An 11,835-nucleotide genomic window follows, 5' to 3' on the forward strand; every position below is an offset into this window, starting at 1 on the left:
GAGCGAACTTGCCATGCGCGACGAGGCGGTTGGGGGAGCATTTGAGGTAAAGGAAGAACTGGCCTGGGAGTGGCTACTGCGAGCCGTAATGTCATGCGAGATGGACGATGGGCATGATCCGATAGGGACGGACCTTCCGCCAATCGGAATGGCGTGGCAACCCCGTAACGTCGGTGAGGAGGATACTGCCTTCCTATTGATCCGCAGCGCCCAAGAAGCCGGGGTTCTGAACCGACCGGAGCGTGCGGAACTGGATTTCGAGTATGTCGATGACGGAGACGGCGGCTACTACCGCTATTTGCTGCGCATCGATGCGCCGGCACCTTTGATCGTCGCCTCGGCTGCCGAGGAGATGCGCCACCTGGGTAATCCGGATGCCGTGGGCATTGACGCGGCCCTGGCCATCCTGCGCGAAGCGGCCGGTGCGGGCAACCTGCTGAGTCAACAGATGTCGGCCTTCATCACCGCCGTCACTGCCCAGCGACGGTAGCCTCCGGCGCTGCGTCCCGCTCCTGGTGTGGATGCGAGAGACTTCACCGTGAAGCATGGAGGTGGGGCGCATGAAGATCGACCTACACGACGCGGTGGCGACGGTGGAGGAACTGCTTGCCGGCCTGCGAGAACTGGACGGCACCGAGATCGACGAAGCGCCGACCCGGGCGGCGCAACGTCAACGTACGAATCTCACCCGCTCACTGCTCTATCTGTCCCACCTGGGAGACCGCGCCTCGGTGCAGGTCATGGACAGCTACCACGCCTTCAAGACTCGCGACTTGGCCAAGATTCGTGATGAGCCGTCCGAGGAGTGACCAGCCGGGTGAACGAGACGACCTTTGGTCTGCTGCGGGACGTCGCTGAGCGGCTGGAGCGCGCCATCCGGTCCCGTGATTGCCCGGCGATCGTGGTGCTGGAAGGACAACGGCGGCTCGTGCTCAGCGACTACGACTACCTGCGCGACGATCAGACCGCCCATGCTTTTGAGGATAGAGCTGGCGGGCACGGCCAGCGTATCGACGCCACTCGGTTCGTCTTCGCCGTCCCCCAAGTCTGGGTGGTGACTCCCGGACAGGTCGCCGCCCGCGCGGTCTCCAATCACCCGCTTCGCCCGGGAGAACAGGAAGCGATCACCTGGTTGAGCTTCGACGTCAATGACGGTGTGGACTACGGCCGGGTTCCCTACGCTCGCCGCCCGAACGGTGAGCCGATCTTCGATGAGCCGGAGATCTTCACTGTCGAGGTCTGGCCCAAAGAACAGATGCCGGGATTCCGCCTGTTGCGCTTCCTCATGGCCAGCGATGGAGATTCTGCCAGCGGCTGACCCACCTAGCGCCCAGTGAATCCGCTGACGGTGGGAGCTCGTGCTTCCCCGACTAACCCAGGTGAGTCTCCGTGGCCAGCTCAGACGCCGTCTCATTTGGTGAGGTGGTGGGGGTAGTGAGGGTGGCGGCGATGTCGACGAAGGCCAGTCCACGCGCCTGCTCCCGTGACACGCGGCCCCGACGTGACTTACTGATCAATCAGATGGTTGTCAGTGGCAGCCGTTAGATTCGTGCCACCCCCAATCGCCAGGCGACCCAGGGAGCGCGGATGAGCGAGCGGCGCTACTACTCAGCAGGTACCGAGGAAGCTCTCCACCTGCTTTCAGGTGGTGGCTGCTACCGCCCAGGATGCGGTGAACCCACGATCAGGTTCGACAACGGTGCGCCCAAAAAGAACGTTGAGGTCGCCCATATTCACGCCTTTGAGAAGAACGGCCCACGCGAGATCCCCACCATGAGCAAAAGGGACCGGAATTCTTTCGCAAATTTGGTCTTGCTGTGTGGCATCTGTCACAAAGTTGTCGACGGCGACGAGAAGCGATATCCGGCGGTGCTGCTCAAGCAGTGGAAAGCCGACAGGGAGAGCAAGCCGCGTGGAAGTTTGGCGGGACTTCGAGATCTCGACAGGGACTCCATGGAGGAGTTGCTCGACGACGCGATGGCTGACCTGCGCGAAGAAATGGTCAAGGTGGCCCAGATGTTCCCCGAGTTGGCTGAGTTGCTCCGCAACATCATCGAAGGCGTCCCACCACTGGACCCGGACTCGGTAGGGGCGCTCAGTGTAGCCGCCCGGCAATTGGGGCTTCCAGACCACGCCCCTCAGTTGGCCATGGCTGCCAGGCAACTGGGACTTCCGGATTATGCTCCTCAACTGGCCGCTGCTGCCCGGTCCTTGGCGTTGCAGGATACGGCTCCCCAGTTGGCTCAGGCGGCTAGGTCGCTCGAAGGGCTGCCAGACCTTGCTTACCTTCTGAAAGGGCTGATACAGCAGCTCGATCAGCGGATATCGGCATTGGGTAGCGCAGCGGACTCCATAAGTGACTCGGCAGGTGAGGTTGAGGCCGCGACGGGTGGTCTCACCGCGTCTCAGCTCCCGAACTTTGTGGTCCGCCATTCGGATCGATACTGGCAAGCCATGTTGTTCGGCTGGGCTGGCTGGGGGGTTGTGCTCTTGATAGCGGTGATTTATGTCATGAATACAAAAGGGCAATAGTGGAGGCTCTTTCGGTGGATACTTACCTCATAGTCCCGCGGTGGCGTCATCGGTGACATGCTCGGGCTGGAAGTAGGCCAGAGGCGGCGTCAGGTTTCAGCTCCATGACCAAGGCGAGCATGGTTCGGATAGCCTCGCTCTAGACGCTCACCGTTGCCAGTGCTGACTGCTAGCGTGATTCGCTATGTCGGCATCCATCTTGGCAATGATCACTGCAACTATAGGTGTGGCCGGGACTCTGTCTGCGGCGATCTTTACTCAACTCATCCAGCGGAGAGCTGAGAGGGAACGCCGGAGGGCAGAAGACCAAAGACAGTGGAATCAGGAGCGGCTTCGAGTGGCCACTGACATCGTGACCGTGGCTACTGAGATCGAACTTCTCTGCGAGGGCATTGCCTACGACCGCCACGCGACCGAGCCCGATTATGAGAATGAAATCGAAAAACGACTGCCTCGTCTTCGCTCACTCGTTGCCGAGTTCGGTCTCATCGCGAATCGCTCTCTTGCTGAGATGGCACACGGTCTTACGGACTGGAGCTATCAGGCTGCCGTTGACGTGCGTGAAGGGAATGGATACAAAGGAGGTGAGACTCTCAAGGAGGCGCGGGAGCACTTCCAGGCGATGTTCTGGGAATCTGTTGAGAACGGGACGGTATCACTTGAGCCGTGGCACCCTTAAAGAGTACCCCAGAGCCCTGAACTTATCCCAGTAGTCGAGCGGTAGCGTCCTCGGCTACTTGTTCGGTGGACAGGTGCACACGGCTGCCGGCGCTGCTCCTTCGAATGTGCCGCTCCATGGCCTCCGGTAGACAGGCGGGGCCTATCCTCAGCCCACGTAAGGCGGTCGGGTGAAGCCAAGAGGGCCACCTGGATAGTTCTTGTAGCTTTGGTAGCGGACTTTTGCTCCGGCGTGCGGAGCGGCGATCATGGTGCCGTTGTTCGGTTGGTAAACGATACCGACGTGCTCAGGCCCGGAATCACCGGGATGGAAGAAGACCAGGTCGCCGGGTTGTTCGGTGCCGGGCTGAATGCGTTTACCGTGCCGGTACTGAGTCTGTGAGGTGCGGGGGATGGAGATACCGGCGGCGCGGTAGGCCATCATCGTTAGGCCGGAGCAGTCGAAGGAGTCGGGTCCTTCGGCTCCCCAGATGTAGGGCTTTCCGAGTTGTGCCTTGGCGTAGGCGATGACCTTGGCGGTCACACCGCCGGGCATGGAGGTGTAGGCGGCTACGTCACCCGGACATTCACCGATCGTGATGCCGGTATCGGCGGCGGTGTGGAAGTCGCCTTTGGCGTAGCTGGCAGCTAGGGATAGGACTGCGCGGACGTAGCCGGGGTCGGGGTTATAGGCGTAGATGGCTTGGTAGAGGTTTGCGGGGGCTCCGTGGTCGAGCAGGTAGCGGGCTGCGCCGGGGATGGCATCAGCGGGGTCGTGCACGTCGACCCAGCCGTCCCCGTCTCCGTCGACGCCGACCCCTCCGGTCTTGTGGGAGGCCGGGTGGCGGGGCTCGCCGCCCCAGTTGTTGGTGGCTCGACCGCCGATCCCGATCTGCATGGGCCCGGCCGCGCCGGCGGAGTTGGCGTCGGTCTGGACACCTGAGCCGGGTTTGGTGTCGCGGCCATGGTCAGACTCACGTTTGCCGATCGCGGCCAGCACGTTCCAGGGCACGCCGTACTGCTGGCCGGCGTGTTGATACAGGCGCAGGAAGCTCGCGGGGATGGCGCTCTCGGCGTCGGCGCTGACGCCCGGTTGAGTGGCCGCTTGGGCTCCGCACGTCCCGCTAGAGCTGTCGTCGAGGCCGACCAGTCCCGCGCCGAAGAGCAACGGGATCAACACCACCACTCCGGCCGCGAGCGCTATCGCCACGGGTGCTTGGACTGCTCCATGATCGCTGTCGCTACCCCACAGCATTTTCACCCGCGTCTGCGCGGTTGCGATGGGAGGGCGTAGGCGGCCGGTCACGGTGGATCTCCGTTGGTCACGGACTGCCCGGTGTTGCCGGTGGAGGCGAGTTCGATCGCATACACCTGCCAGGTGCCGTCGTGGTCGGTGACGGTGACGGCGTACCGGGTGGTGTCCTGCCGGTCGCTGTGCCGGTTGGTGATCTTGGCGGTGGTGGTGAGCAGGACCGTGATCGATGTGGGGCCCAAGGCGCGGATCGCCTCGGGACGGGCGTGGGCGACGGTGACCTCGTGGTCGCGGCGTCGCCGGTCGAGGGTGCCGGGGTGGGTGGCGGCTCGTGCGATCACCGGCTGGAGTTGGGTGCTCATCATCGGGTTCAGCCGGTCCAGGTAGGTCTGGGGGTCCTCATCGAACCGGTAGCTGGCGTAGGCCGCGGTGAATCGGGTGGCCAGCTGGACGGCGTCGCTGAGCTGTTCCCGCGTGAACGGCAGCAGCCGAAGTGCGTTCGTTGCCGCTGAAGCCGAGGGGGTGCCCGATGGGCTCAGGGAGGCGCTGGCGGGAGAGCGAGTGGTGAGGCCGCCGGGTTCGCTGGACCGGCGGGACGAGTTCAGGGAGATGCCCACGAGCACGAGCCCAGCGATGACCACGCCGATCAGGACACGTTTGACATTCATGGTGTGTGTGCCCGTTCTGCGGTGCGGTGGTTGGTGGGTGTCACCTTCTGTCCTGTGGCGCGTGGTTGAAGCGGGCCAGGGTGATGAGCCGCTGCCGGGGAGTGCCGGGATGGTGACCGGTGACTCGCCAGATAGGCCCGGCGGGTCCTTGGCCGGGGACATTGATGGCGTGTGGTCCGGCGGTGGCCACCGGGACGGGTGCACCGGCGAGGCGCTGGTTCAGGTTGGCCTCGCGGCTGGAACTCGGAGTCCAGATCAGCACGGGGGTGGTGACGCCGTCGGCGGCGGCGAGTTCGGCGTAGCCGCGTAGCTTGCGTGCGACGGTGGTCAGGGTTTCGGTGCCGGTGTCGTACTCGACGAAGAAGTCGACGCGGGTGGGGCCTTCGTACCAGCGGCCGTAGCCGTCGGGGTGGATGTAGCCGCGCCAGGTCTGGGCGCAGCGCTGCTCGGACCACCATTGGTCCAGGCGGGCTGCGGTGTCGCGGCGGGCGACGGCGTGCAGGGCGGCGAATAGACCGTTGACCCCGACGAGGTGGTTGAGCTGGGGTGAGTAGGCCCAGGCCAGGACCCGGTCGCGGCGGTAGCCGAGTTCGGCGAACGGGATGCCCAGCTCGGCCGCGAGGACGCGGGCTCCGGCCGGGCCGATGAAGTGGTGCAGTGGCGCTGAGCCCTGGCCGGGCGGGAGCAGGATGCGCAGGCTTTCGACCACGCCGAGGCGGGCGAGCCGCAGCATGCCGTGGCGTGCCCGGTCTTGAGTGGGGTAGGCAAGGTCGGCGAGCTGCGGTGTGGTGAACACGTGGTGCTCCCACAGCAGGCGGATCAGCCATCGGTCCCGGGCTGTGAGCCGGGAGGCCAGCGACGCCAGCACGGCCTCGTCGCTGCGCGGGCGCGGGGGCACGGGGTTGCGGTCGGGCTGGTTCGGCAGGGCGGGGACGTTGCGGGCCATGAGGTGAACTCCTCTCAAAGGTCGAGGGTCTTGTGGGCTGGGTGGGAATCGATGCGGGGGTCGTCGACCGGAAGCGACCGTGTCTCGCCGCTGGCGCGGTGGGCGAAGGTCTCGCGGGAGATCCGGCGGATGAGGCGGGCTCGCCCCGGGATGGGGTGTGGGAGTGGTTGGGTGCGCAGGGTGAACGCGGGTGCTTCGGCGGCGTCCACGATGAGGCGGGCCGCGGCCTGAAAACCGCCCAGGTGGGCCAGGTCGTGCTCGGAGAGGTTCGGGGCGACGTGGCGTTCCAGGTTGCGGGCGTCTTCTGGGGAGACGGCGAAGTAGATCTTGTTGCGGGCGTTGGCGGAGATGGCTTCGCGCAGTTCGCGGGGCAGCTGGGCCAGGTCCTGGTGGGCGAGGGTGACCGACAGCCGGTAGGCGCGGGCTTCGGCCAGCAGGTCCGACAGCCCATGCGGCAAGGTCAGGAAATTGTGCGCTTCGTCGACATACAGCGCGGCGTCCGCGCGGGCGGTCTGCCCGTGCCGCGCGCGGGCCGAGACCGTCTCCCACACCTTGGCCAGCACCAGCGAGCCGAACACCGAAGAGGCGTCCGCGCCCAGCACTCCCTTGGGGGCGCGGACCAGCAACATCCCGCCGTCCAGCACCTGGGCCAGGTCGACGCTAGAGGCGGAGGCGCCGATGGTGGAGCGGATGAAGTCCCGCAGTAGGAAGGCCCGCAGCTTGTTCAGAACCGGGCCGGTGGCGTGCGCGCGGGCCTCCGGGGAAAGGCCGTCGTACCAGGACCAGAAGTCGGCCAGGATCGGGTCTCGGAGCCGGGTGGTGAACCGGGCACGGTAGCCGGAGTCGGCCAGCAGCCGCGGGATGTCGGCCAGAGTGGCGTCCGGGTGCCGCCACAGGGTCAGGCAGGCCGAGCGCAGGATGTCATCGGTGCGCGGTCCCCAGAAGTCCCGGTAGATCCGGGAGAAGATGCCGACGAGGTTGTCGGTCGCCAGATGCGCGTCCGGGCCCTGGAGCACGTTCAGCGTCGGGTGCCCGTGCCGTTCGTCGGGGTCGAACAACGCCACCTTCGAGGCGGACTCTTCGGGGAGGCGGGCCAGTAGATCGACGATGAGATCGCCTTTGGGGTCGATGACGACCACGCCGCGTCCGGCCTCGGCGTCGGCGAGGATCATCTGCGCCATCAGGGTGGATTTGCCGGACCCGGTGGCGCCGAGCATGTGCAGGTGATGACGGCCGTCGGCCACGCCCACGGCGACGCGTCGGCGGGTGCCGGCGTCGGTGACGCCCAGCGGCTTGGCCTGTGGGCCGGGGGCGCAGATGAGCGGCGGTGCGGGCACGGCCTTGGCGCCTGCCCGGATCAGGCCCGGCACGGCCTCGTCCCAGGGCAGGTGCGCCAGGGCGGCCAACTCGGTGACCGACAGCAGGTCCCCGCGTCGCATCCACCGGCGCGTCAGCAGCAGGGTGGGCCGCCGTACCCGGGCGCGGCGCAGGTAGTTGTGCCCGGCGTACAGGGCGAAGGCGGAGGCGATCGCATGCGCGCGGCCCCGTAGCGCACGCCGCAGCCCCCGCACCCGCCGACGCTGAGCCCGCCGTGATGACCGTGCTGGATGAACTGCTCGATCACGTGTCTGGTCAGGTTGTGCGGTGCGTGCCGCGTCGGGAGCGCTGTCGGAGTGGCTGTCGGCCTCGGAGTCGGCTCCGCCGGTGGGGTCGGTGGCCAGGCCGTACCAGATCACCGTCTCCCATTGCGGTTCGCGGGCCTTGTCCAAGATCGCTTTGACTTCGGCGGCCCGTTCCGGGTGCGCCACGTACGCGCTGGTCGACGTCGGCCGCCCGACCCGGCCCGGAGTGAGCAGATCGAACAGCGGGCCCCAGGGCCGCTGCGAGGTGGTGCTGCCGCGGAGCGTGGCCGCCGCACGGTGGGCTTTGGCCAGGCGGCGGCCGGTGGCCGGGCGGGCGCAGATCTGCACGGTGGCGTGCTGGCCGGGCGCTAGCCCGGACGCGGCGCCCATCAGCGCGCGGAGCGGGTCGGCCGGGTGGTCGGCGCGCAAGGGGAGCCAGTCCGGGCGAGCCAGGCGCAGCCGCCCGCCCACCGCCACCACGCCGGGTGGAAGGGGCGGTTCGGGCGGAGAGGTGGTGTGGGCTTGCGCGGCGGGCCAGGCCGCCTCGACCGCCCGCTCGATCAACCCCGGCGGCACCTGGCCGGGCACCCAGATGCGGATCTGAACCGAGGACGCCGTCCAGCAGTACTCGAACGCCAGATGGGGTTGACCGGTCAACAGGCGCTTGTAGGCCGGTCGGAGCAGCCCGACCAGATTCGACCACAACGCATGCGTGGCCGGGGGGTCGGCCTCCGGCGGGGCCAGCACCGTGATCAGCCGAGCGTCCGCGGCGAGCCGGTTGTGACGCCGCCACCACCACAGATGCCGCAACCCCAAATAGCCGATCAGGCCGCACACGAACACGGCGGCCAGCGGCGGACCGTAAACGGTCAACCACCCCTCCACCTTGTGGACGAGGCTGTGGATAAACCCGTCCGGGTCGCGCAGGAACGGCCCGACCGGCGGACCCGACGGTGAAGGCGTTGGGGTGACACGGGCCAGCCGGGATGTGATGAGCCCGATGAACGGGGTCATCATGGATCGACCTCCAAGTCATCGACATCGGTAGTGATGGCGGCGTTGGTGGCACGTTTCTGTTGCGAGTCGCGGGCTACTTCGGTGATTTCGGCCAGCTCTGCGGGGCTGCTCGTGGCGACTTGGTGCTCTGCCGGGGACGCGATGGCCTGAAATGACACCCTCTGTGACCCGGCCACCATGAGTCCCTCACCGCGTGGGCAGCCGACCAGAAACTGCCGCTCACCGGCCGAGAGGTTGAAGGCGTCCCCGACGGCGTCGATGGCCTGGGGTGCTTGGCGCAACAAGATTTGGGTGGCGGAGTTGGCCACCACGGCCTGACCGAGGTCGGAACCGAGCAGGTCGGCAGTGTCCTGGGTGACCACGGCCAGCGCGCACCAGTATTTGCGGGCGCTTTTCGCCAGCCGGAACAGAAAGCGGGCACCGTCGGGCTCGCGCATCAGCAGCCACGCCTCGTCGACCACCACCAGGCGGCGCCGCCGGTCGCGCGGGTTGGACACCCGCCGCCACACCGCGTCCAACGCCAGCAGGGTGCCGGCGGCGCGCAGCTCGTCGGGCAGGTCGCGCAGGGAGAAGACGACCAGGTGCCCTTCGGGATGGGTGGTGGTCGCGGCGTCGAACAGATGCCGGTGGGTGCCAGTCACGTAGGGGGCGAGACGGGCGGCGACCTCGGCCGCTTTGGGGTCTTCGGTGTCGTTGCCCAGGGTGGCGGCCAGGTCGGCGAGCAGCGGCGCGGGCCGGGACCAGGTCCGCGGGTCGGTGGTGATGCCCTTGCTGGCGTAGACCTCGACGATGGCGCGGTCCAGCGCCGCTTTGCTGGAGGGGTCCAACGGCTCGTCCAGCAGCACCCCGATCAGGGTGTGCAGGAACAGCGCGCGGCGGGTGAACGCGTCGGTGCCTGGCTGGACGCCGGTGGGCAGGTCGAAGGGGTTGAGCTTGACCCCGGAACTGCCGAGAGAAATGTAGGAGCCGCCCACCGCCCGGCAAAGGCGGGCGTACTCGTCTTCGGGGTCGATCACGGCGACCTCGACTCCGCCGTACAGCGATCGCAGCACGTCGAGTTTGGTGAGGTAGGACTTACCGGCGCCGCTGCGGGCCAGGATGACCGAGTTGTGGTTGTCCTGCGCCCACCGGTCCCACAGCACCAGTGAGGAGGAATTGGTGTTGATCCCGTACAGCACGGTCGTGTCGGTGATCGGCACGTCCATGTCGGGGCTGGTGAACGGGAACGCCGCGGCCAGGGCCTGGGTGTCGAAGGTGCGGCGCATGTTCAGGCTGTCGACCCCCAGCGGCAGGGTGGTGGTGAAGCCCTGCAGGGTGCGGAAGGTGGCCGGCGCAGCGTCTAGCAGCAGCGACGACGCCAGGGCCCGCACCTGGGAGCACTCAGCCTCCAAGGCGTCCTCATCGGGGGCGTGGACGGTGAGGTACAGCCCGACCCGGAACAGGCGGGTCTGGCCGCGCGCCAGCGCCGCCGCCAGGTCGCGGGCGTCGTCGGCCGCCGCGGTGGCCTGGAAGTCCTCCAGCCGGCCGTGTTCGGCGTCGGAACGGGCGGTGGACTCCAGCCGGGCCAGCTGGCGGCGCAGCCGGTCGGCCGCCACCGTCGGCGGGGTCGGCTCGATGTGCACGGCCACCTCCAGCCGACCCGGGTAGGTCAGCAGCGGCTCCAACCAGCCGGGGCCGACTTCGGCGGGGTAACCGGTGATGGCGAACGAGGCGCACACCCCTTCGGCCAGCCCCACGGTGCGGGCGCGCACCTCGACGGCGTCCGGGCCGAGCGTGCCCGCCTGGTGCTGGTTCGCGCGGTGAGCTCGCGGCCGCTGGCGTCGAGCGGAATTGAGAATGCTCACGAGGGTCCTCCGTCGGATGTGATCACTTCGTCGGGGGCGGCCCGGCCGGTGGCAGCTGAGGCCGGGGTTTTGCGCCAGGGGTTGCAGCAGGCGGACAGTGCGGCTGCGGCCTCGCCGCCGGTCAGGACTCGGACCGTGATCCCGGCGGCGGCCAGCGCCCGGGTCGCTTCGCCCGCGCGGCGCAGCACCCGCTGTGCAGTGCCGGAGTCGCCGTGCGAGGGCCGCTGCCGGCTCCCCAGTCCGCCACCCGCGCGGTGGCGCGGTTCGCGCAGCACGATCAGCACCCGGCGGCGCAGCAGATCCCGCCGCTGACCCAGGCTGGCCAGGAAATCGGCGTGCTCGGCCGCGGCGACTTCCAGGTCCGGATGCGGCAGCGCCGAGGCATGCGCACGCAACCCAGAAATCAACGGCGTGATATCGACGTCTTCGGCGCGCACCAGGATCTGCGCCGGTCCCGACAGCGAGTTCAGCCACCGGCCGAAGCTCCCCACCAGGGCGGCCCGCTCCTGCGGAGTGCGCAGCGCGAAGCTCACCGTCGACGCGGCGCACACGACCGCGGCGCCGTCCGCACCCAGATCGATCACGCCCTCGGCGGAGACCGCTCGTGCGGGCAGCTGCAACGGCGCGGGGAGCGGCCCCGATGCGTCGGCGTCGAGCCATTGGGGTGGGGCGGCCACACCGTCGGGAGCCAGCACCAGCTTGCGGGGCGCGCGGGCCTGGCGGACCGCGGCCAGCATCAGCCGGTCCAAAGGAAGACCGTCGCGGCGTCCGAGCGCCAGCACCGTCACCGTCACACCGAACGGGAACGCGCACGCGGCGAAGATGGGCAGCGGAACCACGTCATCGGTGGCGATGTAGACAACCCACGCCACCAGCGCGGCAGCCACCAGAATCGCGACCTGGCGAGCGGTCAGACCAGCGAGAATGCGGTCTTCCTGTTCCACGTCAGCGGGGATCCGGACACCGTAGTCGTCAGACATGCCTGCTCACCTCCCGTTAGGTGGGCCGCCGCCACGGGCGGTCGGGATCGGGCCGGTACGGCGGTGGCGGTGGCGGACGATGTGACCGTGGCGGCGCAGCACGCCAATCCCCGGCGGACGGCGGGGTCCAGGTGGTGTCGGGGCGCCCCCACCGCTGCTGCCCGGACACACTGTCGGGATCGGGACGTCCCCGATGGACCCGCTCGTGCCAGTCCGGATCCGGCGGCATCCACCGCTGCTCCGGCCGCGCCCACCGCGGTTGGGCCTCTGGCTGAGGTGGTGGCTGCGGTTGCGGCGGCGGTGGGGAGGGGCCGGAG

The 11,835-nt window shown here is 68.1% G+C and carries 11 protein-coding genes; 5 read left to right on the forward strand and 6 right to left on the reverse strand.

Going from position 1 to position 11,835, the window contains the following annotated elements; all coding sequences use genetic code 11:
- From E1287_RS38640 to E1287_RS38660, 5 genes are all read left to right on the forward strand, one after another.
- Nucleotides 1–490 (forward strand): hypothetical protein (locus tag E1287_RS38640; RefSeq protein ID WP_207934717.1); only part of this gene is annotated, 490 nt, incomplete at its 5' end.
- A 70-nt stretch (nt 491–560) separates the two neighbouring features.
- Complete coding sequence (locus E1287_RS38645; RefSeq protein WP_131970325.1) at nt 561–809, forward strand: hypothetical protein; 249 nt, start codon at nt 561–563, stop codon at nt 807–809.
- 8 nt (nt 810–817) lie between these two features.
- Nucleotides 818–1,318, forward strand: a complete 501-nt coding sequence (locus E1287_RS38650; protein WP_131970327.1) for a hypothetical protein — start codon at nt 818–820, stop codon at nt 1,316–1,318.
- A 269-nt stretch (nt 1,319–1,587) separates the two neighbouring features.
- Entirely contained in the window at nt 1,588–2,532 is a 945-nt protein-coding gene (locus tag E1287_RS38655; RefSeq protein ID WP_131970329.1) for an HNH endonuclease signature motif containing protein, read from the forward strand.
- Nucleotides 2,533–2,869: 337 nt separating this feature from the next.
- Nucleotides 2,870–3,211 carry a hypothetical protein gene (locus tag E1287_RS38660; protein ID WP_131970331.1) on the forward strand — a complete coding sequence of 114 codons (342 nt, stop codon included), beginning with the start codon at nt 2,870–2,872 and terminating at the stop codon, nt 3,209–3,211.
- A gap of 147 nt (nt 3,212–3,358) precedes the next feature.
- Here E1287_RS38660 and E1287_RS38665 read toward each other — a convergent pair whose 3' ends face one another.
- From E1287_RS38665 to E1287_RS38690, 6 genes are all read right to left on the reverse strand, one after another.
- Nucleotides 3,359–4,399, reverse strand: a complete 1,041-nt coding sequence (locus E1287_RS38665; RefSeq protein ID WP_165969408.1) for an NlpC/P60 family protein — start codon at nt 4,397–4,399, stop codon at nt 3,359–3,361.
- Nucleotides 4,400–4,491: 92 nt separating this feature from the next.
- Complete coding sequence (locus tag E1287_RS38670; protein ID WP_131970335.1) at nt 4,492–5,109, reverse strand: hypothetical protein; 618 nt, start codon at nt 5,107–5,109, stop codon at nt 4,492–4,494.
- A gap of 40 nt (nt 5,110–5,149) precedes the next feature.
- Complete coding sequence (locus E1287_RS38675; RefSeq protein ID WP_131970337.1) at nt 5,150–6,055, reverse strand: replication-relaxation family protein; 906 nt, start codon at nt 6,053–6,055, stop codon at nt 5,150–5,152.
- Nucleotides 6,056–6,069: 14 nt separating this feature from the next.
- Nucleotides 6,070–8,550: a type IV secretory system conjugative DNA transfer family protein gene (locus tag E1287_RS38680; protein ID WP_207934718.1), complete on the reverse strand. Its 2,481-nt coding sequence runs from the start codon at nt 8,548–8,550 to the stop codon at nt 6,070–6,072.
- Nucleotides 8,551–8,690: 140 nt separating this feature from the next.
- On the reverse strand, nt 8,691–10,538 hold the full coding sequence (locus tag E1287_RS38685; RefSeq protein WP_207934719.1) for a conjugal transfer protein TraC: 1,848 nt from the start codon (nt 10,536–10,538) through the stop codon (nt 8,691–8,693).
- On the reverse strand, nt 10,535–11,518 hold the full coding sequence (locus tag E1287_RS38690; protein WP_131970339.1) for a PrgI family mobile element protein: 984 nt from the start codon (nt 11,516–11,518) through the stop codon (nt 10,535–10,537). Before E1287_RS38690 ends, E1287_RS38685 begins: the two co-directional genes overlap by 4 nt.
- Between the last annotated feature and the right edge of the window lie 317 nt (nt 11,519–11,835).

The sequence above is a fragment of the Actinomadura sp. KC06 genome, from assembly GCF_004348735.1.
In the GTDB taxonomy this organism is placed as follows: Bacteria; Actinomycetota; Actinomycetes; order Streptosporangiales; family Streptosporangiaceae; genus Spirillospora.

Bases quoted from the DNA above. Each gene is read 5' to 3' on its own strand.
- E1287_RS38645 (WP_131970325.1), top strand. From the start codon at position 561: ATGAAGATCGACCTACACGACGCGGTGGCGACGGTGGAGGAACTGCTT.
- E1287_RS38655 (WP_131970329.1), top strand. From the start codon at position 1,588: ATGAGCGAGCGGCGCTACTACTCAGCAGGTACCGAGGAAGCTCTCCAC.
- E1287_RS38670 (WP_131970335.1), bottom strand. From the start codon at position 5,109: ATGAATGTCAAACGTGTCCTGATCGGCGTGGTCATCGCTGGGCTCGTG.
- E1287_RS38675 (WP_131970337.1), bottom strand. From the start codon at position 6,055: ATGGCCCGCAACGTCCCCGCCCTGCCGAACCAGCCCGACCGCAACCCC.
- E1287_RS38690 (WP_131970339.1), bottom strand. From the start codon at position 11,518: ATGTCTGACGACTACGGTGTCCGGATCCCCGCTGACGTGGAACAGGAA.